The 23,939-nt window shown below is 66.9% G+C and carries 25 protein-coding genes; 1 reads left to right on the forward strand and 24 read right to left on the reverse strand.

Annotation, left to right across the window (positions count from 1 at the left end; translation table 11 throughout):
* Positions 1-3 precede the first annotated feature (3 nt).
* The 3 genes from ACTJJZ_RS00535 to ACTJJZ_RS00545 form a co-directional block, all read right to left on the reverse strand.
* Positions 4-180 (reverse strand): hypothetical protein, encoded by a 177-nt coding sequence (locus ACTJJZ_RS00535; RefSeq protein WP_440719212.1) that lies wholly within the window; start codon positions 178-180, stop codon positions 4-6.
* Positions 177-626, reverse strand: a complete 450-nt coding sequence (locus ACTJJZ_RS00540; protein ID WP_440719213.1) for a hypothetical protein — start codon at positions 624-626, stop codon at positions 177-179. The genes ACTJJZ_RS00535 and ACTJJZ_RS00540 overlap by 4 nt, the downstream gene beginning before the upstream one ends.
* A 127-nt stretch (positions 627-753) precedes the next feature.
* The gene (locus ACTJJZ_RS00545) at positions 754-2,502 is read right to left on the reverse strand and encodes a peptidoglycan-binding protein (protein ID WP_440719214.1); all 1,749 of its coding nucleotides are present in this window, start codon (positions 2,500-2,502) and stop codon (positions 754-756) included.
* A gap of 109 nt (positions 2,503-2,611) precedes the next feature.
* On the opposite strand from ACTJJZ_RS00545, the gene ACTJJZ_RS00550 reads away from it, so the two are divergent.
* The gene (locus ACTJJZ_RS00550) at positions 2,612-3,955 is read left to right on the forward strand and encodes an O-antigen ligase family protein (RefSeq protein ID WP_440719215.1); all 1,344 of its coding nucleotides are present in this window, start codon (positions 2,612-2,614) and stop codon (positions 3,953-3,955) included.
* Here the strand turns inward: ACTJJZ_RS00550 and ACTJJZ_RS00555 are convergent.
* The 21 genes from ACTJJZ_RS00555 to ACTJJZ_RS00655 form a co-directional block, all read right to left on the reverse strand.
* Complete coding sequence (locus ACTJJZ_RS00555; protein WP_440719216.1) at positions 3,952-5,961, reverse strand: right-handed parallel beta-helix repeat-containing protein; 2,010 nt, start codon at positions 5,959-5,961, stop codon at positions 3,952-3,954. The genes ACTJJZ_RS00550 and ACTJJZ_RS00555 overlap by 4 nt on opposite strands.
* Positions 5,962-6,093: 132 nt before the next feature.
* Positions 6,094-7,329: a hypothetical protein gene (locus ACTJJZ_RS00560; protein WP_440719217.1), complete on the reverse strand. Its 1,236-nt coding sequence runs from the start codon at positions 7,327-7,329 to the stop codon at positions 6,094-6,096.
* Positions 7,330-7,339: 10 nt separating this feature from the next.
* Positions 7,340-9,586, reverse strand: a complete 2,247-nt coding sequence (locus ACTJJZ_RS00565) for a hypothetical protein (RefSeq protein WP_440719218.1) — start codon at positions 9,584-9,586, stop codon at positions 7,340-7,342.
* Between the two features lie 3 nt (positions 9,587-9,589).
* The gene (locus ACTJJZ_RS00570; protein ID WP_440719219.1) at positions 9,590-9,757 is read right to left on the reverse strand and encodes a hypothetical protein; all 168 of its coding nucleotides are present in this window, start codon (positions 9,755-9,757) and stop codon (positions 9,590-9,592) included.
* 1 nt (position 9,758) lies between these two features.
* A complete protein-coding gene (locus ACTJJZ_RS00575; RefSeq protein ID WP_440719220.1) occupies positions 9,759-12,641 on the reverse strand; it encodes a hypothetical protein in 2,883 nt (960 codons plus the stop codon).
* A gap of 257 nt (positions 12,642-12,898) precedes the next feature.
* Positions 12,899-13,285 carry a DUF7426 family protein gene (locus tag ACTJJZ_RS00580; RefSeq protein ID WP_440719221.1) on the reverse strand — a complete coding sequence of 129 codons (387 nt, stop codon included), beginning with the start codon at positions 13,283-13,285 and terminating at the stop codon, positions 12,899-12,901.
* A 79-nt stretch (positions 13,286-13,364) separates the two neighbouring features.
* Positions 13,365-14,066 carry a phage tail tube protein gene (locus ACTJJZ_RS00585; protein ID WP_440719222.1) on the reverse strand — a complete coding sequence of 234 codons (702 nt, stop codon included), beginning with the start codon at positions 14,064-14,066 and terminating at the stop codon, positions 13,365-13,367.
* Between the two features lie 214 nt (positions 14,067-14,280).
* Positions 14,281-14,739, reverse strand: a complete 459-nt coding sequence (locus ACTJJZ_RS00590) for a phage tail terminator protein (RefSeq protein WP_440719223.1) — start codon at positions 14,737-14,739, stop codon at positions 14,281-14,283.
* A complete protein-coding gene (locus ACTJJZ_RS00595; protein WP_440719224.1) occupies positions 14,736-15,092 on the reverse strand; it encodes a minor capsid protein in 357 nt (118 codons plus the stop codon). Before ACTJJZ_RS00595 ends, ACTJJZ_RS00590 begins: the two co-directional genes overlap by 4 nt.
* A gap of 10 nt (positions 15,093-15,102) precedes the next feature.
* The gene (locus tag ACTJJZ_RS00600) at positions 15,103-15,459 is read right to left on the reverse strand and encodes a hypothetical protein (RefSeq protein ID WP_440719225.1); all 357 of its coding nucleotides are present in this window, start codon (positions 15,457-15,459) and stop codon (positions 15,103-15,105) included.
* Positions 15,456-15,914 carry a hypothetical protein gene (locus tag ACTJJZ_RS00605; RefSeq protein WP_440719226.1) on the reverse strand — a complete coding sequence of 153 codons (459 nt, stop codon included), beginning with the start codon at positions 15,912-15,914 and terminating at the stop codon, positions 15,456-15,458. Before ACTJJZ_RS00605 ends, ACTJJZ_RS00600 begins: the two co-directional genes overlap by 4 nt.
* A 64-nt stretch (positions 15,915-15,978) precedes the next feature.
* Positions 15,979-16,398, reverse strand: coding sequence for a hypothetical protein (locus ACTJJZ_RS00610; RefSeq protein ID WP_440719227.1), 420 nt, complete (start codon positions 16,396-16,398; stop codon positions 15,979-15,981).
* A 2-nt stretch (positions 16,399-16,400) separates the two neighbouring features.
* Positions 16,401-16,766, reverse strand: coding sequence for a hypothetical protein (locus tag ACTJJZ_RS00615; protein ID WP_440719228.1), 366 nt, complete (start codon positions 16,764-16,766; stop codon positions 16,401-16,403).
* 18 nt (positions 16,767-16,784) lie between these two features.
* Positions 16,785-17,639 carry a hypothetical protein gene (locus ACTJJZ_RS00620; protein WP_440719229.1) on the reverse strand — a complete coding sequence of 285 codons (855 nt, stop codon included), beginning with the start codon at positions 17,637-17,639 and terminating at the stop codon, positions 16,785-16,787.
* A 20-nt stretch (positions 17,640-17,659) separates the two neighbouring features.
* Positions 17,660-18,427, reverse strand: coding sequence for a hypothetical protein (locus ACTJJZ_RS00625; protein ID WP_440719230.1), 768 nt, complete (start codon positions 18,425-18,427; stop codon positions 17,660-17,662).
* A 68-nt stretch (positions 18,428-18,495) separates the two neighbouring features.
* Positions 18,496-19,665: a phage minor capsid protein gene (locus ACTJJZ_RS00630; RefSeq protein ID WP_440719231.1), complete on the reverse strand. Its 1,170-nt coding sequence runs from the start codon at positions 19,663-19,665 to the stop codon at positions 18,496-18,498.
* A complete protein-coding gene (locus ACTJJZ_RS00635; RefSeq protein WP_440719232.1) occupies positions 19,640-21,259 on the reverse strand; it encodes a phage portal protein in 1,620 nt (539 codons plus the stop codon). The genes ACTJJZ_RS00630 and ACTJJZ_RS00635 overlap by 26 nt, the downstream gene beginning before the upstream one ends.
* Before the next feature lie 18 nt (positions 21,260-21,277).
* The gene (locus tag ACTJJZ_RS00640; protein ID WP_440719233.1) at positions 21,278-22,567 is read right to left on the reverse strand and encodes a PBSX family phage terminase large subunit; all 1,290 of its coding nucleotides are present in this window, start codon (positions 22,565-22,567) and stop codon (positions 21,278-21,280) included.
* The gene (locus ACTJJZ_RS00645; protein ID WP_440719234.1) at positions 22,564-23,076 is read right to left on the reverse strand and encodes a hypothetical protein; all 513 of its coding nucleotides are present in this window, start codon (positions 23,074-23,076) and stop codon (positions 22,564-22,566) included. Before ACTJJZ_RS00645 ends, ACTJJZ_RS00640 begins: the two co-directional genes overlap by 4 nt.
* A 157-nt stretch (positions 23,077-23,233) precedes the next feature.
* Positions 23,234-23,401 (reverse strand): hypothetical protein, encoded by a 168-nt coding sequence (locus tag ACTJJZ_RS00650; protein WP_440719235.1) that lies wholly within the window; start codon positions 23,399-23,401, stop codon positions 23,234-23,236.
* 141 nt (positions 23,402-23,542) lie between these two features.
* Positions 23,543-23,746, reverse strand: coding sequence for an excisionase family DNA-binding protein (locus ACTJJZ_RS00655; protein WP_440719236.1), 204 nt, complete (start codon positions 23,744-23,746; stop codon positions 23,543-23,545).
* Positions 23,747-23,939 lie beyond the last annotated feature (193 nt).

A 23,939-nucleotide genomic window follows, 5' to 3' on the forward strand; every position in this document is an offset into this window, starting at 1 on the left:
CGGTCAGTCGCCGTTGGGCGCGGCGTTCGGGATCGCGTACGTCGCGACAGCAGTGAGCAGCGCGAGCAGCAGCCCGAGCCACGGGGACCAGGATGCGGGGATGAGGGTGGTGCCGGCGGTGAGCAGTGCGCCGATGAGAGCGGCGATCATCTTCGCCGCCTCCTTGATCTTCTGGATCATGATGTCTCCTTGTCTTCACGGTGGACGAACTCTGCGAGCTCATCGATCCGCTGGTTGTCGTTGTCGAGCTTCGTGTGCACGGCGGCCATATCCGTGGTGAGGGTGTCGACCTTCTCGTCGACCGATGCGAGACGGGTTTCGGTGCGGTCTGCGGCGTCACGCAAGCTGGTTCCCGTGTTCGGGAGCACCTCATGCCGTACCTCAGAGAGGCTCGTTGAGACGGCGTCGACCTTCGTCTCGATCGTGCCGACCCTCTCCATCAGCCCCGGCCGGGCGGCCACACCCGGGCGGGCCGGTTCACCCTTCACGTCATCCATGAAGTCCTTGATGGAGCCGAGCAGCTTCCACCCGCGGATCACGAGCAACGTGAATGCGACGAGAGCCAGGAGCCAGGTGATCGCCTGGGCGACGGTGATGTCGCCGAACAGGTCCGTCCAGTTCGTCATGCGGCCACCGCCAAAGCAACGCCGATGATGCTGCCCCAGATCACTGCGCACAGGATTCCGCCGGCGAGAAGTTCCCCGCGTGCGAAATGCTTCAGGCGGCGCTGCGCATGCTGTGCGGGACCACGCATCACTTCCCACCTCCGAACAGGCCCTTGAGGAAGTCCAGGATCTGCTGCAGGAGCTTCAGGATCCCGGACGGGTCCGCCGGGGGTTCAGGCTTCGGCTCCGGATCCGGCGGCGTGCTCGTCACGGGAGCCTGCCCGAACTGGACGGCAACGGCGCGCGTGAAGTCGACCGAGTCGCCCCACTGTCCATTCGCCCACTGCTGCAGCTGCGCCCGCTGATCCCAGCGCCCACCGGACCACGCGTAGGTCTGGAAGCCCCACCGGATCTTCCCGGCGTCGAACGCAGCCTTGATGACCGCGAATCCGCCGTAGAGGCCGACCCGGTCGGCGCCGATCACCGAGGCGACGCCGTCGAGCGCGCCGAGCACCGTCGGCACGTCACCAGGTGCGATGTCGAAGTCGACGTTGAAGTAGATCGGCTGGGCGCCGAGCCCGAGCGTCTTCCGAAACTCCTCCGCCGCCTGCGCGACCCTCACGCCGGCCGCCCGTCCGCCGAGCAGCTCCTTCCCGTCCTCCTCGTAGAGTAGGGCGACGTCGATTCCGGCGGCGCGGTACTGCGCGAGCTCGTCGGCCGAGAGGCCCTTGTTGGTGCGCCCGTCGTCGTACTTCGCCTTCCACAGGTAGCGGGCCACGAACCGGACGCCGCGGGCCAGCAGTGTCGCGACGGGGATTCGCGCGAACGAGAAGTCGACGCCGTGCAGGGACCCCGCGGGCGGGAACGCGAGACCGTCGGATGCGGGACCCCAGATGCGGTCCTGATCGATGCCCTGCGCGCCCTGGAACGTCGCGACCGCGTCAGAGGTCGCACGATCCCATGTGCCCGTCGGCGGGACTCCCAGGCGTGCCTGGATGTCCTTCGTGGGGCGGTCGGTCGCGTTGCGGCCGAGGTCCGTGGAAGGCTCACCGATCCGCGGGAACGCGGCGCCGGTGTTCAGGAACGCCTGCGTGCGTGCCCACGTGTCCTCACCCTCGATCCCGTCGACCTTCGCGCCGACCGAGGTCTGCCAGGCGGTGACCGTGACCGGGCCGCGATCGCCGTCGACCTTCACGCCGAGCGCCGCCTGCAGGTGCCCGGTCGTGTCAGGGCCGTCGACGCCGTCGATCGTCGCGCCGACGCGGTGCTGCAACTTCGCGAACGTGCGCACGGCAGGATCGCCGTCGACCGCAATCGCGAACCCGACCGCATCGGAGATCGCACCCCAGATGCCGTCCGGGACGAGCCGGTTCGCGGTCTGCCACGCCTTGACCTTCGCGTCCGTGTCCGGGCCGTGGATCCCGTCCGGGTCCGCGCCGACGAGACGCTGAATGTCGGTGGTGGGCCGGTCGGTGAGGTTCCACTCCGAGCCGCCTGCGCCGTTCAGGTCGATCGGGCAGTCGAAGATGCTCGACGTCCAGCCGAGGTACTCCCGGCCGACCTGCTGCTCGCGCTCGTCGAGCGTGCAGGATCCGGTCTGCCGCCAGCCCGGGTAGTCCGTCGCGGCGACCCTGCCACCTCCGAGGCTGATCGTCACGTCGCCGTCGTCGTTGCCGTCGTAGCGGGTGCCCCACCAGACGGCCGCGCCGGCGGGCGGGTTCCGGTCGCCCCAGTGCTTCCCGTCCGACTGGTCCCACGCGGACTTCGCGGTCCCCGCAGACATGCCGGTCGAAGCGCCCTGCGCGGCGTACGCACGCCACACGTAGTTCAGGCACAGACCCGGCGACACCGAGTCGAGGTTGAGCAGCCACTGCGCGGCCGCGAGTCCGTTCACCATGAGCGGGAGTCCTTTCGGGAGGAACGACGAAAGGCCCCGCACGAAGTCGGGGCCAGAGAGGAAGAAGACCGTTCACAGGAGGTGACCCGGTGGACGGTACGATCATTCGATGCGGACAGAGCAGGCAGGACGTCGCCACGGCATCGTCGGCGCGTGCACCCTCGCACTGTTCGTGAACGCCGGATCCATCAAGTCGAACACCCTGCTCGCGTGGCTGCCGATCGACCTGACGATCCTGCTCGGTGCCCTGCTCGGGCTCACGATCATCGCGAACCTGTTCCGCCACGGGCTCTCCCGTGCTACGTGGATCGTCGTCGGGATTGTCTGCCTGGTCCTACTCGGCGCAACCAGCGCGGTCACGCCCTACGGGATATCGAAGTGGCAGTCGTTCCTGACTGTGACGCTCCTCGCGCTCATCGGCGCAGTCACCGTCCTCCGAGACGAACGGCAGCGGAGGGCGTTCCTCGGCACGATCGCCGTACTCGGCGTCATCGTCACCCTGCTCGTCATCGTCGCACCCGAGTCGAACGGGGCGTGGACGAACGTCGTCACGCTCGAAGGATCTAACACGATCTCGACGGCGCAGATGATCCTCGCGGGCGCGATCGTCATCGTCATGGACGCCATCGCCACACGGCGAAGGACCGCCCTGCGGTTCGTGCTCTGGGTGCTCGCGAGCGGCATGGTGCTGACTGCACTCACCACGGGGTCCCGCGGCCCTGTCATCTCTATCGGGATCAGCGTTCTCGTCGCGATGCTGTTCGCGCCGGCGCTGCGCCGACGTCGACTGCAGGCCATTCTCGCGATCGGCATCCTTGTCGCCGTGGCGCTGTACTTCGCATCGCAGAGCGACGGTCTCACCCGCGTCACCGGGTTCCTCGCTGGCGACCAGGACAACTCCACGCTCGCGCGTTCCTCGTTCTGGGACACGTCCTGGCGAATCATCACGAAGCTGCCGTTCGGCGGCGGGTGGGGATACTTCGGGTCGCTCAGCCAGTTCCAGGGCATCGTTGGTCCCGGGCAGAAGCTCTACCCGCACAGCGTCCCCACGGAGATCACGCTCGAGGCAGGATGGCTCGCGGGTCTCGCGTTCTTGGCGCTGGTGATCGCCGGGTGCGTGCGCCTCATCCGCCGCGCCAGCAACGGCGTGAACCTCGCCTACTTCGTGTTGCTGGTGTTCACGATCATCAACTCGCTGTCGTCAGGGGACATCAACGACAACCGGCTCATGTGGGTGCTGCTCGTCGTCGCGTGGGTGATCCCGAAGGTGGCACCGGTAGGCGAACCCGCCACCACCGAAGCCGAGCCGGTTGCCGCGCCGCTCGCCGTTCCAGAGCGGAGCGGAGCCCCAGCGCCCCGACGCCAGGATGAGAACATCCACGCCGAGACGCTGGGCCTCTTCGACCCTGACAAGATCGCGCAGTACTTCCGCCAGCAGCGCGACGCCAACTAGGGGGCGATAATCCCGACGCTCCTGAGCGCGGCCAGGAGCGAGTTCAGTTTGGTCGCGGCGTCCGACGAATCGGTCGAGTTCGCGATCGCCGCCGGCTGAACCACAGGGGTAGCGCCCCAGAGCCCCAGCTTGTGCGTTGCCCCGAGACCGAGCTTCGTTCCAGACGTCCCACCGAACGCGATGTTGTAGCCGTCCTCGACGGTCATCGACGTCGCCAGGAACCGCAGCTTCCGCACCCCGGCCATCGCCAGCCCGAAATCGCTCGTGCCGATGGGATAGAACCCTGTCGCCCCGTCTGATCCGAACGCGAGACCCGGTGCGCTCACAGTTCCCTGGTAGAACGTCTGTACACCGGGGCGGTTCGAGACCACAGTCGCCGTCCCGTTGTACGGGATGGTCGCCGACGAGAACAGGTTCCCGACCGCCTGGAACGCATTGTTGGTCGCCGTCCCCACGTTCAGACCGCGCTCGTTCTTGTAGGTAGCCGCGGCCTTCTTCCCCGCGTTCCGGTGTAGGTTCGCGGAGATGATGCCGTCATTGTAGGTGCTCTGGATGTAGACCGCGCTCGCTATCGACACGGACGAGCTCCAGTGGTCAACGATCGTGTTCCCGATGACCGTGACGCCGAAGTTGGTGTTGGCGATGATGATCCCGTGAGGGCTCGGCTCGATGATGAGGTTCCCGCTCACGAGGAACCCACTGGTGTCTCGAAGCCGGACGGCACCGCTGACAGAGCTGGATTCCAGGCCGCAGCCAATGATGGTGTTCCCGATCACCTGCCCTGTGGCGCTTTCCGCTGATGCGGAGTTGTCTGCTCCAGGTGCACCCGCGATCGAGATCGCATGTCCGATGGTCCCGTTGCTGACCTTGCTGTCCACGGTGTTGCCGATGACGTTCACGTTCAGCGGTGCGATGTTGATGCCACCCGCGCTGACGGCGCCGACCATTGCGATGCCGACAAGGCACCCGAACACGTCGTTGTTGGCGACAGTGATGTTCCGCCCGCCGTGAGTGTCGATGCCTTCCCACGGGATGTTGACGATGCGGTTCCTGCTGATGATGACGTCGGTGGATCGCGGGTCCGTTGTCAGGCTGTCGCTGCTCGTGCGGGTGAGGGTGATGCCGTATCCGTTGGCCGAGAAGCCCGCGAGGATGTCGTGGATGTAGTTGCCGACGATCTCACCGTTGGACACGGAGAGGCCCGCGTAGCCGGCGTATCCGAGGTCCCGGATGTGGTTCCGCTCGACCGAGAAGTTGTTGACGTACTGGTGGTAGATCCCGTACATGCCAACGAGGGCGATCGTGCAGTGGTCCACCGTGATGTTCGAGATCGGAGCGCCCGCGGACGCACCGCCCACGAAGATCCCGTACTCATTGGAGGCTGCGGTCGCCACCGAGTGACGGCCGATGATCGTGACGTTGGTCACACGCACGTTGCTCGCGGTGATCGAGACGATCTTCTTCGCCGTGCCCGTGCAGTGGATCGTCCCGTTCATGAGGACAGCACCAGCGGGGAGGTTCAGTTGGTCCGTGGTCTTGTACGTCAGACCACGAAGGTCCACGGAAAGGCCGAACGTCGCCGCCGCGCTGATCGCGGACTGCACCGCGGATGTGTCGTCCGCGGTGTCATCTGCGGCGGCACCATAGGCGACGGGGCTGACCACCCGCACGTACATCGCCGCGAGCTGCTTCGCGAAGCTCGACGCAGAGTTCGCACCCACGGCCGTCATGATCGTGTCGTTCGTGTTCCCGACTACCGCCGCCTGGGCTGCGGCAGCTTCAGCAGCAGCCTGTGCCGCCTCCGCAGCGGCCATCGCAGCAGTCACGTCATCGGTGGAGACAACCCTGGTATCGAGGTCGTTCACCGCGTGAGCGGCACGGCTCGCCCAGACGATGAGACCAGGGGCCCCGACAACCGGGTTCTCGTCGAGGTTGTAAGTGCCCAAGGTGGGTCCCTTCTCAGGTGGCGATGCCGTGGATGATGATCTGCCGGTCGGCGAGTTCAACTCGCACGCGGGCGCCTAGTGACGGGGTCACGAGAGTGACGGGTGTCAGGTCGATGGGATTCGTGTCACCATCGAGGCGCACACGGAGAGGACTGGTGCCGGTGACTGTCGCCCACGCGAAGACGCTGCCCATCACAGATCAGCCACTTCGGTGAGCTCGAGCTGTGTGAGCCCCAGCGGGTGTGCATCCCAATCGATGTGAGTGAGAACGTGGCGCCCGTCGACACCCGCGGGAGTGTGTTGGAACCGGATCACGTCAGACACTCGAACCGGTAGTGGGAGCGCGGTGACCTTGACGACCGCCTGCCCGGATGAGTACGCGATCAGGGAACGTCGCGCCTTCGCTGTGAGGAACGCGATCTTGGACGCGTTGTCCCCATCAGGGACGTCCGTGCCGGTTAGGGTCTCCACGATCCACCGGCCTCGCGACGGGTACGAGTACGGCGAGGTCGGGTCGGTGTTGTCCCACTGCCCGACCAGAGCGGTGGAGTCGGCGCCGCCCGCGTTCTGCACGGCGATCACACGGTTCGGGATGCCGAACTGATCGCGGTCCCGGGTCCACTCCGGCTGGTAGATCGACGTCTCCCCGTCGACGAGCTCACGGGGCATGTTCAGCATCTCGTACGTGGTGCCACGGTCGGCGGGGAGCACATACTTGGTGGCCTGGAACGCCCCATACCCGTCGACCCAGAGGGCGTTGAACCCGCCAGCGTCGAGCAGGTCGTTGACAATGGTGAGCTTCGTCGTGCCTGCCGGCCACACCATCCCTGCGGAGGTAGCGGTGGTGACGGAGGCATCCACCGTGATCTGCTCGCCAGCAGATGCGATGACCGACTGCACGGCCGTGAGGATCTGGGTGCCCGCGGCGACAGAGAACGTCGCCGCGGTCTTGTCCTGATCCAGGACGGTGCACCGGTCGAGCAGCTCGAGCGCCCACACGCGGCCAGTCGCGGACCATTCCTCAGGGGCGGCCGTGACAAGGAACACCGACAACGGGATCTCAGGGAGGCCATCGATCACGCACACGGGACGGATGCGCACGGTCTCGAGGGTGACATCGCGGATGCGGAGCATGCCCGGTGCAGCGGTATCGAGGTCCGCGACGCGGACGTTGCCGCCACCCTTCACCTGCGCGCCCAGCGCCCACGACAGTCGCGCGGAGGGCTCGATCACCCCGTCGAGGACACCCAGAAGAACATCCGTGCCGTCGGGAAGATGCTTCATCAGCTCCCACCGATACGAGGTGATCCGATCCCCGTACAGGACCTCACCAGTGGTGGGGTCCCGCACGGGGATGATCGCCGGCTCCAGGGCACCCCAGATGTCAGACCATGTGTCGACCCACCGGTCAGCCCAGATGTCGACCACAGCGCCTCCTCTACGTTGACGTCTCAGTGACCGTGTACGACAGCTCGCCGACGATCGCGTTCACCCGCGACACCTGGCCTGCGACCTGCCCGAAGATGCGCCGGCCAGTGGGATCCCTGTAGCAGCAGCGTCCGAGCGTCTGCAGGACCGCTTCGATCTCATCGGGGGAGGAACCGAGCTTGCGCGCCGTGTGCGACTTCGCGATCAGCGACGCCCGGCCCTCGATGGTGAGGTTCCCCGTCGTGCCGTACAGTCCGATCGGACGTGAACGACCAGCGGCCTGCACCAGGGACTGAGCCGGCGCCGGGGTCGCGGTCAACGCGAGTGTGTAGGCGAATGACACGACCTCGCTGTACCCCACACCCTTCGACAGGTACGCGCTCGGCGACGCGGTCACGAGATTGACCACGACGTCCGTGGACGCACCGTCGATGCTGATCGTCCGCACCGTGTACGTGTTCGTCCCCGCGGTCACCGGGGTGGTGTCGAGGAACGTCAGCGAGGCGGACACGGCGTACTGGTCGGCGACCGTCTCCGAGTCTCCATTGATGGTGCGCAGGATCGTGACCTTGCTAGCCGCGGCCTGACCTGCCCCGGGCGAGGGGATCGACAACGTAAGCTGCCCGAATCCCGAGTCGTCGAGGAAGTCGACGGCGACAGCGGCCGGAACAGGCGGCAAGTACGTGACCGTAAATGCCTGAGTGACCGCAGGAGACTGGATGCCGTTCGAGTCGGTCGCGCGGGTGCGGACCGAGTACGAACCACCATTCGCCACCCTCGTGGTCAGGGTCGCAGAAAGTCCCGTTGTCGAGACCGTCTCCAGGACGGTGGCGCCCTGCAGCAGGTCGATCGCCTGTGAGACGAATGTCGCGCCCTCCGGCTGGGAGAACGTGATCACGACCTGCACGATCGCCTGACCGACGGAGGATCCTGGTGTGGTGATCGTGACCGTCGGTGCCGTCTTGAACGTCGTCGACCCGACCGAAGACCAGGGAGATGCCCCAGTCCCGTCAGATCCGCCGGTTGTCGCCTGACCCCACGTCCGCACCTGCACCTGCAGGGTCGTCCCCGAGGTGTATGTGCCGCCGGCGAAACTACGACTCGAGACGGTCGAAGTGACCTTCCCTGTGGAGGTCCAGGAGGAGCCGCCGTTCGTCGAGTACTGCAACTCGTAGTACGCCTGCGGGGTCGAGTCGACCGCGTTGTGTGTCCACGTGACGACGAACGCGGATCCCTTGTCCGAAAACGGGGGGATTGTAGCCAGAGACGGTGCGTTCGGTGCGGCCAGCAGCTGCACCGAGTTCGACTGCACCCACGACGATGCCAGGGAACCGGCCACGGCCTGCACCCGGTACACGTGCACCTGCGCCGGGTTCGGTGCTGTGTGCGTGTACGACGTGGTCCCCGAGGGGAGTGTGGCGAGCGGGCTGCCGTCCCAGGTGGTGATACCACCGGTGATCGTCCCGTGCGAGACGACGTGCGTGTGCTCCGTGTAGCCGACATTCGGGGTGAAGGCGACGACGATGTCCAGGGATGCGTTCTTCGCCGCGGTGACCCCGGATGGGGCGGCAGGGGTTGTGAAGATCGGCGCGGAGGCGGCGGACAAGCCACCGAACCCGGCGGAGTTCCAGGCTTGCACCTTGAATTGCAGCTTCTGGTTCGCAGCGACCGCAAGACTCGTCGAGGTGGTGGCGTTGATGTCCAGAATCTTGCTGAACGCGCCGTTGTTCACAGACTTGAAGATCTGGTTCGAAACGGGTTGCCCGTTCGATGCCGAAGACTGCGCCCACGACACCGTCGCCTGCGTGTCAGACACGCGCGACGCGGTCACACCGGTCGGTGTTCCAGGTACGACCTTGAGTGTGGTGACGGGGACCCAGACGCCGACCGACGCGGGGCCACCGGCACCGGACGTGCCGGTGTCACCGATCCCACCTTCGACGTAGAGGCTGCCTGTACCGTCGCCGGCGTGGCTCATCCGGCTGATCCCGGATGCGATCAGAGTGGACTGCAGGCCGCCTGGTCGCCAGTCAAACCCGAACGAGCCAGACCACAAGCCTCCGGTACCCCACCCGTTGGCGTTCCAGTTGACGTAGGCGCCTACGCCCCCGGACCAGGAGTAGTCATACTCGGAGGCCTCGTTGAGGTACAGCGCCCAGGAGATGTCAGACCAGTTCGCAGGCGCGTTGTACCCGACCTCCGTTGCGACGATGACAAGCTGACCCGCGGCGCCGGTTCCGACAACGTTCGATGCCATCGATCACACCTCCCGGGCGTTGAGACGGGCCGGGGATTCGTAGACCACCCGACCCGTCTCGACATCGACGACCCATCCATCGACCTCGTCACACCGTCGGCGCATGCGCTCCTCGAACACGCGGTCACCGCAGACAGCGACACCTTCGCTGTTCAGCACGTCGAACGCCACGTCACACCCCCTGTCGGGTCTGCACCCGGGACTGAGCACCCAACGAACGGGTGAAACGGTCAATAGACGATGCGGAGAGGTCCACAGGGCCGGAAGGCATCAGACCAGCCAGGCGACGTGCGAGGCGGTCGATGCTCGAATCCGAGAGCTCTACGGGCCCTTCCTGACCCCGCGACACCCCAACCTGCGGCATGCCGAAGACAGCCGGGACCGACGGGTTGATCCCCGCAACCCGCATCGCCTGCCCCGCAACCGACACCGGGGAATCGCCTCGGTTGATCGCCTTCAGCAGGGCACGTGACCGTGCAGCTTGTCCGACGGTGTTCGAGATGACCTCTTCACCGTTCGCGAGCCGGTACATGCCGGCCGTGTCCGACCAAGCGGAACCGTTCCCGCGGATCGTGCCGCCAGTGATGCCGTAGGCGGCACCAGGGACGGTGCCACCGTAGGCCCAACCGATCGACTTCCCGAGCTGCCCGTCGACCTGCGAGTACTGGCCCTGGACACTCGTGTAGATCGTGACCGTGCGTCCGTCGTTGCGGTTGATGAACGAGTCGATCACGTTCTGCGCCGCGCTCGTGTTCGCGAGGATGTTGAGCTGCTTCTCAGACGGCATCGCGAACACCTTGTCGGTGAGCGCCTGCACCTGCTCCGCGTTGAACCCGGCACCCACAGCGGAGTCGATGAAGGCCTGCCGCTGTGCCGCCAACGTGGACGCGTACTTGTCCGTGGCGTCCTTCGACGACATGGTCTGCACGTCAAGGTCGAACTGCGCCTTCGTCGCCGCCTGCGCATCCGATGCGGCCCCGGTGAGCATCGACCGGTTCGCGGAACCTGACGAGGTGTTCGCGTCCAGGGACAAGGTGAACCCGTCGAGGGTGCCGTTGGCCTGTTCGAACGCGTCACGCTGACGCTGGGCCTCCTCGGAGATCCCAGCAAGCGACTTCTGCCAGCGGGCGTTCGTCTCCTCCGCCGACTGGCCGATTCCGTTGAGCCGGTTCGTCGCGTCGATGAGCCCGTTCAGCTTGTTCATCGCGTCGTCGGCCGCGGACGCTTCCTTCTGGAACGCGTCCGCCGCGCCCTGAGCGGTCAGCCGAGTGTCGGCGGCCGCGGAGCCCGCGTCGCCCATCGCCGCGGCGTTGTTGCGGAACGAGTCCGCCGCTGCCGACGCCATGTCGCTACCCTGCTTGAGAGTGTTCTGCAACACGTCCAGCTGCACGCCGTTGAGCTTGCCCTGGTCGTACCCGTCCTGCATCGCGGCCGTGACCTGCTTCACCGCGGACGGGACACCCATGTACGCGTCGGTCATCGTCTTCGCGCTGATCCCGATCGCAGCCGCCGCGTCGTAGGCGGACGTCTGCCACATCAGGAAGCCCTGCTTCGCGTTCAACGCGTCGACGGCCATCTTCCGGGACGCCTCGGTGGTCGCCCCGGTGGTCTTGTCGAGGGTGTCCGTGTACGCCTGCGCGCGTGCGTTCGCTTCTGCGTTCGCCTGCGCGACAGCAGTGAACACCAGCACGAGTGCGGTCAGGGCGATGCCGACGGCACCGCCAGCGATGGCCAGGCCCTTCATGGACAGGCCGAGGGTATCGGCTGCGGCCTTCACACCGTTGATGACGGCAGTGACGCCCTTCCACAGCATGAACCCCGTGTACCCTGCGATCGCCGCAGCTGCGATGACGGTGAGGACAGGGACAGGGATCGCGTTGATCGCGTTCCCGAGACCCTCAAGAGTGCCGAGCACCACCGACCCGATCGGGGCCGTGGCCTCCGCGATGTGCAGGATCGCCGCCGCGAGAGCACCGACCGTGTCGATCACCTGCGGGAGCTCGGACTGCGCGTACGCGGCGAACTTCTGAAGCCCACCGTTCGACACCCACGACTCGAACCCGGACGCGATGTTGTAGATCAGGCCCGCGCCCTGCATGAATAGGGGGTTGAGGATGTGGAACGCGGTGATGACCGCCTGCAGGCCGGTGACAGCCGCACCGCCGAGGATCCGGGCGAAGCCGCCAACCTCGGAGTTCAGTTCCGGCATGTCCCGGTTGATGAGCGCGACGGCCCGCTGGAACGACGTCAGCACGCTCCCCGCGGCGGTCGCGGACAGGGCCGACATGTCGCTCTTGAGGGTCTTCAGCCCGTCGGACCATTCGGCGCCGGCCTGCGTGCCCTGCTTGATCGCCTGGACAGCGCCGATGATCCCGAGCACACCAGCCGCGCCCAGACCAGCGAGACCGCCAGCGACACCGAGCAGGGCACCCGTGAGGGGTGCGGCGACGGCGGTGAGACCGACGACGGCGGCGATGATCAGCTGCGTCCGTGCGTTAGCGCGGGAGGCAGCGTTGCCGGCGTTGTCGGTGGCTTTGGCGGCGACCTCTTCCGCTGCGGCCTGCTTCAGGGCACCGTTCGCGGCGTCCTCCTGGGCCTCCTTCAGCGCGACCTCAGCCGCGGTGGCGCGTGCGTTCGCCTTCTCAAGACGACCAAGCGCCTCCGCCGCGGCCAACTGTGCGGCGGCCATCGTGGACGCCTTGGTCCGACCGTTCTCCTGCGCCTCGGAGAACCGCATCTGAGCGATGCGGGCCTTCTCATACGCGACATCGGCGGCCTGGTTCGCGGCGGCGACCTTCGCCTGTGCCGCGGACACGTCGGTGGCCGACCGCTTGACCCGCTCGCCCGCGGTGGCTGCGGACTGGCCCATGGCCTTCGCCGCGGCATCGACCGCAGCCATGCTGGCTTGCGCCTTGCCGGTGTTCGCCTCAACGTCGATCGTGGGGTGTTCCTGGCCCAGGGACCGGGCCTCACGCTTGACGATCGCGGCCCGTTCCATGAACTCGTCGATGTCGAAGTGGAGCTTGCTGTCGATCGACCCGGTCTCCGTGGTCACGGTCGCCTCCTACTGGGTCGGTTCGGGCGCGAAACGGCGGTACAGGCGCGTATCAGGGGACGACAGGAGGCCGACGCAGCGGACCGCGAACCAGCGCCAAGAGCGGTCCCGGATCCTTTGGTCGAGGTCGATGCCGTACGTGTCTTGGAAGTCGGCTTCGACGAGTGTCCACGCCTCGAAGATCTGCACCCACGTCACCGGGTTCGATGGGGCGGTCGCCTCGGCGGGGACGTCCTCGTACCACTCGTAGAGACCGGTTACGGGGTCTTGTTCGCCGCGGCCGTACCTTTCGACCGCCTTGCTGCCCTGTTGGGCTTCGGTGCGAGACTCTCCACCGCTTTTGGGTCGCCACCGGTCTTCCACATGGTCTCGGCCATGCCGCGGCCGTACTTGAAGTCGGCGAGCGCGGTCTGCGCGGCCCGGGTGATCGCGGCCGACGGGACCTTGTCGGTGAGCATCTGCTCGAACACGTCACCGAGGATGAGGCGGAAGAACTCCTCATCACCGAGCTTCTCGGCGCCGTCCACGATGCCGTTGATCTTCACGCCGGCGTCGAACGAGACGGGCGGGATCGTGTACTGCTTCCCGTTGATGGGGAGCACGAGAGGGTCGTAGAGCTCGTTGAAGTCGCTGAAAGTGGACACAGGTTCTCCTCACTGGGTTGCTGGGTTGTTGGTCCCCGCCGCCCCGACCCAGTAACGGGACGGCGGGGACGTAGAGGGGTCAGCCGCGGGTGTACGGCAGCGCGTTGGACGCGCCGATACCGTTCGTGACCTGAACAGCCGCGGAGCCGGCCGAACCGGCAGGCATCGGGACGACGATCTGCGTGTCCGACTGGATCAGGGCGTTCGGGGCGGTCACAGCACCGAACTTCACGCCGGTGGCGACGTTGACGCCGGTGAAGCCCTGACCGGTGATGGTGACCAGCGCGCCAGCAGCGGCACCAGACGGGGTCGCCGCGATGACGACCGGGGCAGCCGGGGCCGTGCCGGGGTTCGCGATCGCCGTCACAGCACCGTCGGCGGTGAACGTGATCGTCACCTCGTCGAGGTCCGCGACACCGCTCTTCGACTGGTTCCAGTCGACGAGCGCGTACATCGTGAACGCCTCCGCGGCACCGTTGCGGTCGTACCAGCGGACGTACAGGCGAGCCTGGGTGCCGAACTGGTAGCGGGTGGTGCGGGCGAGTTCCTGGCCCGGGTCCGAGGGGACGCCGGCGGTGGTGGGGCGGAGCACCTTCGCTACGAGCTTCCCGCCGGTCATCGTCTTCTCGAACGAGTTGAACCCGTTCGTGTCGAACGTGTCCGCGGGCTGCAGGGTCGAGTTCTCGGACGGGACGAGGTCGTTGATGCCCTTGAGGGCGATCCACGTGGTGTTGTCGGCCGACACGTCGACCTTGAAACGGCGTGCGAATGCACTGGGCATGATGCCTCCATGTGTTGAGGGGTTGGTCACCCCCACGCGGGGGCGGAGAATGCACCGGGCGGTGCGTCCCGCACTGGGCAGCGGAAGAGGTCTGACGGTTCCCGCGGGGCCCGCGGCGAACGGGCACGGCGGGTATCCATGCATGTCGGCCAGGAGCCACCTGGACGCGAGGAGTCTCCGCGCCGTCAGGCACCGCGGAGCAGGAGTCAGAGGGCTACCAGTTGCCGCCGTCTGGGCGGGCAGCGGTCGGCGTGTATGCCACGTCGAGGGTGTAGTTGTCGGTCCAGTCCCACCGCTTCGACTCGTCCATGCCGAGAGAGGCACGAACCCGGTCCCGGACCTGCATGATCTGCAGCGTCGAGGTGAGTGGGATCGTCATCTTCCCGAGGAACAGGACGGCGATCTGATCGAGGAGCTCGATCGGGCGACGCGGCTTGTTCACAGCACCGCGACAGCGGATCTGCAGCACGCCCACACCTTGGGGGAGGGACGGGTCCTCGGTCTGCGGCACCCACGTCACCACAACCACCTCATCCGGGGTTGCAGGCATCAGCATGTGGAAGATGCCTGTCACACCCGTGGGGTAGGTTCCGGACGCGTTGAACGCCAAACCAGGGACGCCGGAGACCATGTGTGCGCTGACCCCGTCGAGCAGGTCCAGGGTGTCGGTCATCCCATCGCCTCCCGGATCGTGTCAGCGATGATCCGCAAACAGGCGTCCCGCTCCGTGACCATCGGCTGCTGCAAGAACAGGGCTTGCCCGCCCTGCGGGTGCTTGAAGTCCAGCCCGTAGTGCTGGTAGCGGGCGTACGGGCCTGGGTAGTACACCCGGAACTCGTTGTGGCTGACGGCCTTCACCTCGGCTGAGGCCCGCAGGTTGCCGGTCAGGACGGGTGCGAGTTCGGTGGACACGGCCCGGATGTGCTCCGCGGCACGGCCAACAGCGAACGGGACCGCCCCGTCGACACGGCCGACGATGTCGTCCATGAACGCTTCGAACCCGCCGGTTTCCCACTCGAGCGCCATGACGGCCTCCTCAGGTGAGTGAGATGACGGCGTGGTCGGGGAGTTCGAGGTTCCCGGACGTGTTCACGTTCGTGCGGATCACCCGAGACACGACACCGTCGATTGTCACGCGAGAGTCCGCAGTGAACAGGGCACCATGCTCGGGGTAGGTGTAGACGGTGGTCTCTGACACGACCTGTTCGCCGGTCGCGGTGCGTACGAGGCTGCGGGTGTCATCGACGAAACACCCGTTCCCGCCTGGACGGACGCTTATGTCATCCGGGTCGAGGGTGACGGGTGCCGCGAACAGATCTTCGCCGTACCCGTTCGTGCCCTGGTAGGTCTCCACGATCACGGTGTGGACGTAGAAGTCCTCGAGCTCGTTCATCCGCGGTACGCCGGTTCGGCACCGAGCAGGTTCCGCTGCTGCAGGAACCGTGCAGCCTCGGGGACCAGGCCCGAGTACGCGGCAGCGCGAGCAGATGCGACGGCTTGCACCTCCTGGTCGGAGTACTCGATCGAGGCGGTGCCGATCTTCTTCGATCGCGCGGTCTTCGACGGCTGGACGACGCCACCAGTCGCCGGGTCGATGTTCAGCGCGACCCACGCGGACGCCTGGATGCAGGTCGCGTCACGGAGCGCCGCGAGCGTCCCCGGGTCGGTCGCGAGGCCGGTCGAAGGATCCACGTCGTAGATCGCGCCCTCGGTCGCGTCGAGCACAAGGGATGTGCACGCACGAAGCACATGGGCGATGTTCGCCGGCACAGTCGCTTCGGCCCATGTCGCATAGTCGGTGGGGGAGGCGAGCATCGTCGGCACGACGAAAGACGGGTACAGGGCCACGACATCACCTCCGGTTGGTGCCAGTGGGCGGGGTGCCATGACGGCTGCCCCGCCCACCAGGCGGTTACTGCTGGTCGGTGGGCGGCTGTTCGCCGGGCACCTTGGCGGTGTCCGCGCCCTCGGGCGCTTCACCCTTGGGTGCGGTCGACACGGGGTCCGTGCCGAACTTCTCGATCAGGTCGGTCTTGGTGAGCGCTTCGGCGTCGTCCGGGGTCATGCCCTGCGCGACAGCCCACCCGACCCACGCCTTCTTGCCGGCGTTGAGCTTCGGCCGCTCGGTCGGGGGTCCGGGCACCTTGGCGGTGTCCGCGCCCTCCACATACGGGTCGCCGTCCGCGTTCGCGACGCGCGTCAGGTATCCCTTCTCGAGACGCTCAGCGATCGCCTCATGCAGGGGGAGGTCCAGCTTGAACACTGAACCGCCCTCTCCGCGCAGGAAGATCGCCTCGTTGCGGACGTAGATCACCTCGTTGTCGTCGGCCATGATCAGCCCACGTACCGTCCGTCGACCGTGAACGCGGTCACGGTCATCGAGACCGAGCAGTCGACGGCGATGGAACCGTCGGACTGGCCGAACCGAGCCGACTCGAACGGGCCGGCCCACTGGGTGCCCGCACCGGCGAACACGACCGATGCGTTGCCCTGGCCGGACGAGATCGCGGACGGCTGGGAGCCGGCGACGATCGTCGCGGTCCCCGCACCGGCGGCGACGATGCGCAGCATCAGCTGCTTGCCGCCCGGATTGGGGATCGTGAAGCCGTTGCCGGCACCGACACCGGACGCCGTGCCCGCGGGGTCGGCGAGCGCCCCGTTCGGGATGAACGCCGACGGGTTGAGAGTTGCGCGTGCCATGATGGTGCTCCTTCCGGCTTACGCGTTGGTGACCGTGACGAGCGCGCTCGCCAGCGAGTCGGGGCGGACGTTCTTCGCGCCGTAGAGCACGAGGCCCTTCACGGCGTCGGAGAACGAGGACTGGGGCCGGTAGGCCTCGACCTTGTTGATCTGCTCGGCGAACGTGATCGCACGGTTGTTCCCGGCGATGACCGCGAACTCCTGCCCCGTCGTGTTCGGGGCGTTGTTCGACAGGTAGATGTCGAACCCGGACGCACGGCCGACGAGACCCTCGCGGAGGATGTTCGTGTTGTCGCCGGTGCCGAACGACACGAACCGCTGGTCGCGGAGGAGGCAGCCGTGCAGGTCGGGGGTGACGACGACCGACCGGCCCTGCGTGGCGACGTTCGCCTTGTCGAGGCGGGTCTTCAGCGGAACCAGCACCTTGTCGTACGCGCTCTGCGGCGAAGCAGCCGCGTCGATCGACAGGGAGCCGATCTGGTTCGCCGCCTGGATCGACGTGTAGAACGACGCGATGTACTGGTCGATGACGTCGGCGAACCCGAAGGCGCCCTCGTCCTTCAGCTGGTCCATGATGCCGCCCTTGGCCTGCCGCTTGTCGACGTCGTCGATGGAGACGGCGAAGAACTTCGACTGGTCGACGACGAGCGTGCGCTGCGAGTCGGCAGGCTGCTCGGGGGTGATCACGGTGACACCAGGAACGTAGGTGCCGATCGTGGGGCGGCCGACGGAGGTGATGCGGACGGTGTCGCCAGCTTCGGCGATCTCGCCCTCGTAGTCGCGGTTCGTGAACACGTTGTACACGAGCGCCTTGCGGAGGGCGACGAGGAGCAGGGCGCTCCAGATCTCCGGCTTGAACTTGTTGAAAGCCACGGTGGGCTCCTTTCAGGTGGTTAGAGCAGACCCTTGAGGAGGCCCTTGTCGTAGGCATCCGCGATCTGCTCGGGGGTCATCTGCGCGAGCTGCGCTTCGGTGATCTGGCCCTGCTCGCCGGTCCCGCCGGGAGTTTCGACCGTGCTCGCGCCAGCCGCCCGGGCCGCCTTGAGCGTGGGATTCGCGGTGACCGCGGCCGTGATGGCCTCGGTCACCTGGGTGGAGAAGTCCGCCGACGCAGGGTCGAGGGACTGCACGCTCGTCAGGAACGTGTTCGAGTCGAGGAGCGCGTCCGGGTTCGCCCCGGCTGCTCCTGCCGCCTTGTAGACGGCGAGCTGTGTCTGCGACTGCCGGTGCGCCTGCTGTGCGGCCGTGAGCGATGCGGTCAGCGCGGCGGGGTCCAGTGCGGCGTCCGGCTTGAGGCCGAGAGCGACAGCGAGCTTGTCGGTGATCGCCTTCTGCGCGTCGTCGGCTGCGGTCTTCGCGGCCGTCCGGTGGTCGCCGGCTTCCTTGCGAGCGTCGCGGATGACCTTCTGCGCCCATTCGGGAAGGTCCTCGACCTTCTCGGCGGGGGCTGCCGGTGCAGCCGGTGCGGGAGGCGCTGCAGGGTCGGCCGCGGGCGGAGGAGTCGGTGCCGGTGCGGCGGGCGCCGCGGGAGACGGACCGCCAGGCGCGCCACCGTCGTCGTTGAAGAACCGGGCGCCGACCACGTCGAAACGGGTCGGACCGATCTGGGCGAGGCCGTCCGCACCGATGCGAGCGGAGGCCGTGGGGTTCTGGGTGGACATGCGTGTTTCTCCTTGTGAGCGCCAGGCTCGTTCGGTGTTGAGATGCCCGCGACATGCGGGACGATTGGTCACCGGGGGATGGTGAGCTTGATGCGCGGGTCAGCGAGGTCGCCCTGCTCGCGACGCGACTGCCGGGAGAACCCGGTCTCCTGCACGAACTCCCGCACCTTCGCCTGCGCACGACGCACACGGGCCCGTGCGTCCGCCGCAGCCTCCGGGCTGGCGGCGTATTCGAGCTGCCGTTTCGCCTTCCGCACCTCGAGTTCGAGGCGCCGCTGCCGCTGCGTGAGCTCGTAGAGACGCTGGTTCTCAGGCGTCCACTCGCCCGGATCCGGGAGCACCGTCACACCGGGGAAGTACGCCGTCAACGGGTGACGACAGTTCGGATGCCACAGGCCGGCGGCGGCAGCGTCCGCGATCGTTCCCGAGACCGGCACGGCCGGGTTCAGGACCGGGACCGCGGTGAGCACCTTCCCCTGCCAGGGGAAGCACAGCGGGCACGTGTGCGCAGTGACGGGGACCGTGAAGTACTCGATCCCAAGAGCGAGCATCCGGTCCAGATGCGACGAGTTGAACGCCCGCACCGACGCGGTACGCACCGCCATCTCCACGTAGGCCGACATCGACCAGTCCCGACCCGACTTGTCGGTGAACCCGGTGACACCCTGCGACGCGAACACCCGCCAGGCCATGGCCTGCGCCTGGGCCGGGGTGACCCCGTTGTCGAGCACCTGGTAGATCGCGCCGTGTGGGGCGATCGCCTTATAGATGTCGTCGGGGAGACGTGTGATCCGCCGGCGCACATCCTCCAGCTCCGACACGATGTCGTCACGGATCGCCTGCGCTGCACGCTCACCGTGCGGCATCGACAAGTCGAAGAACTCATCGCCACCGGACGCCAGAGAACGCCCAGGAGGTACCCGACCACCACCGCCACCATGCGAGGCGCTGGAGGTCCGGACCAAAGCGGTAGACGCGGCCGTGTGTGCCGCCCGCTGCCCCTCGATCGTGGCCGCCGACACCATCGCCTCAGCGAGGGCCGTCGAACCAGACAAGCGGGCGAGGATCCGCCGCACCAGGAGCCGTAGCTTCGGGACCATGCCCTGCCGGCCCTCCAACGTGGGAGCCGTGCGCCGCAGGACCGCCGTCGACCCCGACAGGAGCTCCTGCTCCGCGAGCACATACAGGGCGATCAGCGACGCGGTGAGCTGGTCAGCCGACTGGTCCTGCGTTGCCATCAGCAGCTCCCGGGTCGGTCGGCTGATCGAACGGGCTCATCTGCGGGTCCGGCACAGGGTGCGCGAACTCGGCCCGGATGCGTGCGACCTCATCAGAGATCTGCTGCTCATCCCAGTCCGGGTGCAGAATCGACACCCGCTCCTCGACAGAAGCGGACTCGGCCGCGTACAGGGCCTGAACGGTCTGCGCGAGCCGCAACTGCGACTCCTGCACACCGTCAGAGAACTCCACGGCCAGATCGGTCGTCTTGTTCGGCTTCGCGAAGAAGACGCGGTCCACCTCGAGCAGCTTCGCGACGTGCGCGAGCAGCACCGGCTTCCAGATGCGGATCTTCCGCGCCCTCGTCATCAGCGAGCGTCGTTCACGGGCCTCGATCTCCGTGGCGGTCTTATCGCCCCGGTTCTCCTGGTTCACACCGAAGGTCGACAGGGAGTAGCCGGACATCTGCAGGATCTGCTCGATCAGCATGTCGACGGTCTCCTTGTACCCGACCGGTTCGAACGCCGGCTGCAGCACCTGCACACGGTCGGCCATCGACATCGGCTTCTCACCCGAGGAACCCGACATGCCCGTCTCGACGTAGGTCTCCTGGTCGAGCTGCACGACAGCCGCCTGACCAGGCCCCATCGTCTTCGCGAGCTCCTTCGCCATGAACACGCGTGCACGGGCGGCGCGGCGTGCGCGCATCCAGTCCGACATCGTCTCCGACAGCTGGTCGAGGAGGTGCTCGATGCCGTCGAGGTCCGACCGTCCGAGGTTCTTCCCGATCGGGTCCTTCCGCCACAGCCGGTTCGGGGTCTGGTTCGGGACGTACTGCACGGCGAGCCCAGGCGACTTCGTGTCGATGGTGCCCTCGAGCCCCAGGTCCATGTAGTTCGCGAGGGAGGCGGTCTCCTGGCGGAAGCCGAGGCCGATCCGCACACCGAGCTTGTCCTCTTCGCCCTCGTACAGGCCGTGGAGGATCACACCGTTCCCGACCGCGCCGAGCTCGTGCCGTTCGAGGTGGCGGTAGACGCGCTTCCCGTTGCGGGCGATGACAGCCCAGAACGTGACGGCGGTGAGCACTCCGAACCGGAACTCGGGGATCGCCTCATCCGCGTCCTTCACAGTCGTGAACGGGCCGTCAGGCTGCAGCGTGTCGTCCCACGTGACCCGCAGGTACGAGCCACCGAGCGCGGCCGACATCTCCGCGGCCTCAGCCATCTTCGAGTGGAACGTGTCGTCGAGCAGCGTCTCGAGACGGTCCTGCGTGGCCTGGTCGCCGACAGTCACAGTGACCGGGTCGGCGAACAGCAGGTCCGCGGACGCCTGGCAGATCTCCGCAGCCATCGGCACCGGCAGCTTGGTGTTCTGTTGCGCACCAGTCGCCGGCTGCCCGATGAACCAGCGGACCGGGCCCAACGAATGGACCTTGATCCCACCCTGATCGGACGCGAAGAACCCCTGCCCGTCGTTCAGGATCCCGCCGCCGTACACGGCCTGCAGCCGCCCGAGGTCGTTCGCCCACCAGGCGCCCCACCGGGCCATTGCCGGGAGGAGGTTGTCGAGCTGCTTCGGGGGCCACTGGTCGAAGTTCGATGCGGGAAGCGGCATGACGTGTCCCCTCCCGGGTCAGAACGTGTGCGGGCGTGGGCCGACTTCGTCGCGCCACTCGGATTCGGATGACGCGACCGCATACCGGAACGCGTCGAGAGAGTCGTCGTTGCTCTTCACGACCTCGTCTTCGCCGCGCTCGGACGCCTTCGGGTCGTACACGTACTCGGGCATCTCCTTGATGACGCCCCAGCACCGGTCCGTGACCTTGAGGAGGCCACGGGCGAGCAGCGATGTGATGAGGCCGATGCCATACGCGACGCTGTTGTCCGCGGGGATCGTGTCGATGCCCTCGGACTCCCGCAGTTCCTGGCGATACGCGAGCGCGGCGGGGTCTGCGGCCAGGATCTCCGGTCGCAGGAACCCCTCCGGCAGGTGGTTCTGCTTCAGCCAGAGTGCGATCGCGTGGGCCTGCTGCGACGGCGACTGTCGTTGCGCCTTGTCTTGCGACTCGATGCGGAGCTCGTCGATCAGGTACAGCTTCCGGTCGTATCCGAGGCCCAGCAGGACCACCGACGTGGCGTGCTGGGTTCCGAAGTCCATGCCGACGGACAGGAGCCGGTAGATCGGCGGCAGCTGCTCCCACGGGATGACGTGCACGGCGGGATCCCAGCCGTCATAGACGGCGCCCTCGGCGTTCGTCCACAGGCCACGGATGAACCGGTCGAAGAACAGCTTGCTCTTCCGGAACGCCGCCTCCATCGCGGCGATGTACGACGGGCCCGGGTCGCCGCCCTCGAAGTAGAGGGGGTTGTCGTGCATCGTGAAGTGGAACACGACCATGTCCTGCGCGTCAGCGTCGAGGATGTACTTCACGCGTAGCCAGTGCTGCGACGAACCAGGGTTCGTGGTCGCGAGGAGGCGGGCGCCGGCGACACGGAGTCGGGTCAGCAGCATCGCCCAGAACGCCTCAGGGACCAGTGTGGCCTCATCGACGTACGCGACCTCGACCGTGGACCCGCGGATCTTCTCCTCAGAGCGGGCATCGTTCGCACCCACCAGGTGCACGACCCGGCCGAGAATGATCGCGGTGTTCGACCCGGTGGTGTGCTTCACCTGCTTCGCGAGACGCCCGAACAGCTCCGGCTTCTGCATCTCACCGATCACGTTCCGCTCGATCGTCTGCAGCGTCTTACCGACGATGACGATCAGGCCACGGCCCTTCGACCGGCGGATCGCGATGAACAGGGCGAACAGGCTGACCATCGTCTTACCCGCGGACACGGCACCCACCCAGAGCGCGATCTTCCGGGTCTTCGCACGAGCGATCGACCACCGCTGCTTGCGGGACAGGGCGGGAGGCTTCACTGCGTCACCCCGAACTCGGCGTCGTCCACGTCCGTGAACTCGCCGTCGAACTCGGCCTCGATCCGGTCGAGCACCGACTCCGCCTCGCCCGTTCCTTCAGGCGTGGACTCGACGACCCGGGAGAGCTTGTCGAACACGATCGCGGCTGACGTGATGATCGTGCGCACCGCTTCGACAGGGGGAGTGTCGAGGGTCGCCTGGTTGAACGTGTTGTCCTTGCCGCCGAAGTTGAACACGACGAACGGCTTCCCGAGCATGTCGAGCATGTTGTTCGCTGCTTCATCGAGCCGCCATGCGAGGGCAGTACGCGCCTGCGCCATGTCCGCGGCTCGCGCACGCGTCGCGTCTTTTGTGCTGGCCCGGTCAAAGGCGCGACCGGCGGCTGTGCAGATTCGGGTGACGGAGCCGGTGCTGATGCCGGTTTCGCGGGCGATGGCGTTGCGGGAGAGGCCTTGGGTGTGGAGGCGGAGGACCTCGTCGCGTTGAGCATCCGTGATCGCCGCCATCATGGTCACCTCTTCGGTGGCGCCAGGCCACGGTCCGGGGATTGGCCCCGTGAGGGGGGCTACAAGTCGTTGTGGGTGAAGAGCCAGCGGATCCAGAAGCGTCCGTGGCGTACCCAGAGGATTGCGATGGTGAGGCCCAGTGCGATGCCGGCGGTGAGTCTCATACGAGTGCCAGGCGGGCGCGGATCAGATGCTCGTTCGGCACGAGCTCCGGGTGTTGGGCTGCGAGGTCGTCGAGTGCGGCTGACGCGTTGTCGCGTTCGGCTTGGAGTCGGCTGATCTCGTCCAGGGCTCCGTCGAGGGTGCGGGCCCACGTTGTGCCGAGCATGTGCTGCTCCTGTCGGAGGAGGGACGACGAAGCCCCAGTTGTCTCATGTTGAGGGCCGGGGCTTCGGTCTGGGCGGACTGGTCCACCATCTACGTTCTATCGTGCCTAGATTGCGGAGATTGCGTATTTCTTTCTGGGGGTTCAGGGGCGGCGTGTCGGCTTTCCCCGGGGTCGGCCGGGGCGGATTTCGTGGCTCAGTCGGACGGCGGCCTTCGCGAGCACGAGCATGTGGTTGCGGTCGTCGCGGACCATGGCGAGCTTCTTGTCCTCGATCCACTCGTAGATCGCTCGGCGCGAGCGCTTCGTGAGCACGGCGGCCTCCTTCACTGTGATCCACTCCTTCATCGGCTACTCCCTTCCAGTACGGTCGCCGTATGGACGCTAGATCTCTGACGCTCGTTGAGGTGCGTCCGCGGCCGAAGGGCCGCTCCTGGCGGGTATTCAGCCCCTCGGAGGAGTTCCCCGCGGTGTGGTGGGACGAGGCGTTCCGAGTCGATGAGATGGAGCACTGGGTCTCCGTCCGGCGCGATGGCGTCGA

Origin of the sequence: Microbacterium sp. 22242 (genome assembly GCF_052045495.1) — a bacterium.
Classification (GTDB): domain Bacteria; phylum Actinomycetota; class Actinomycetes; order Actinomycetales; family Microbacteriaceae; genus Microbacterium.

Bases quoted from the DNA above. Each gene is read 5' to 3' on its own strand.
- ACTJJZ_RS00535 (WP_440719212.1), bottom strand. From the start codon at position 180: ATGATCCAGAAGATCAAGGAGGCGGCGAAGATGATCGCCGCTCTCATC.
- ACTJJZ_RS00540 (WP_440719213.1), bottom strand. From the start codon at position 626: ATGACGAACTGGACGGACCTGTTCGGCGACATCACCGTCGCCCAGGCG.
- ACTJJZ_RS00545 (WP_440719214.1), bottom strand. From the start codon at position 2,502: ATGGTGAACGGACTCGCGGCCGCGCAGTGGCTGCTCAACCTCGACTCG.
- ACTJJZ_RS00550 (WP_440719215.1), top strand. From the start codon at position 2,612: ATGCGGACAGAGCAGGCAGGACGTCGCCACGGCATCGTCGGCGCGTGC.
- ACTJJZ_RS00565 (WP_440719218.1), bottom strand. From the start codon at position 9,586: ATGGCATCGAACGTTGTCGGAACCGGCGCCGCGGGTCAGCTTGTCATC.
- ACTJJZ_RS00585 (WP_440719222.1), bottom strand. From the start codon at position 14,066: ATGCCCAGTGCATTCGCACGCCGTTTCAAGGTCGACGTGTCGGCCGAC.
- ACTJJZ_RS00590 (WP_440719223.1), bottom strand. From the start codon at position 14,739: ATGACCGACACCCTGGACCTGCTCGACGGGGTCAGCGCACACATGGTC.
- ACTJJZ_RS00595 (WP_440719224.1), bottom strand. From the start codon at position 15,092: ATGGCGCTCGAGTGGGAAACCGGCGGGTTCGAAGCGTTCATGGACGAC.
- ACTJJZ_RS00600 (WP_440719225.1), bottom strand. From the start codon at position 15,459: ATGAACGAGCTCGAGGACTTCTACGTCCACACCGTGATCGTGGAGACC.
- ACTJJZ_RS00610 (WP_440719227.1), bottom strand. From the start codon at position 16,398: ATGGCCGACGACAACGAGGTGATCTACGTCCGCAACGAGGCGATCTTC.
- ACTJJZ_RS00615 (WP_440719228.1), bottom strand. From the start codon at position 16,766: ATGGCACGCGCAACTCTCAACCCGTCGGCGTTCATCCCGAACGGGGCG.
- ACTJJZ_RS00625 (WP_440719230.1), bottom strand. From the start codon at position 18,427: ATGTCCACCCAGAACCCCACGGCCTCCGCTCGCATCGGTGCGGACGGC.
- ACTJJZ_RS00630 (WP_440719231.1), bottom strand. From the start codon at position 19,665: ATGGCAACGCAGGACCAGTCGGCTGACCAGCTCACCGCGTCGCTGATC.
- ACTJJZ_RS00635 (WP_440719232.1), bottom strand. From the start codon at position 21,259: ATGCCGCTTCCCGCATCGAACTTCGACCAGTGGCCCCCGAAGCAGCTC.
- ACTJJZ_RS00645 (WP_440719234.1), bottom strand. From the start codon at position 23,076: ATGATGGCGGCGATCACGGATGCTCAACGCGACGAGGTCCTCCGCCTC.
- ACTJJZ_RS00650 (WP_440719235.1), bottom strand. From the start codon at position 23,401: ATGCTCGGCACAACGTGGGCCCGCACCCTCGACGGAGCCCTGGACGAG.
- ACTJJZ_RS00655 (WP_440719236.1), bottom strand. From the start codon at position 23,746: ATGAAGGAGTGGATCACAGTGAAGGAGGCCGCCGTGCTCACGAAGCGC.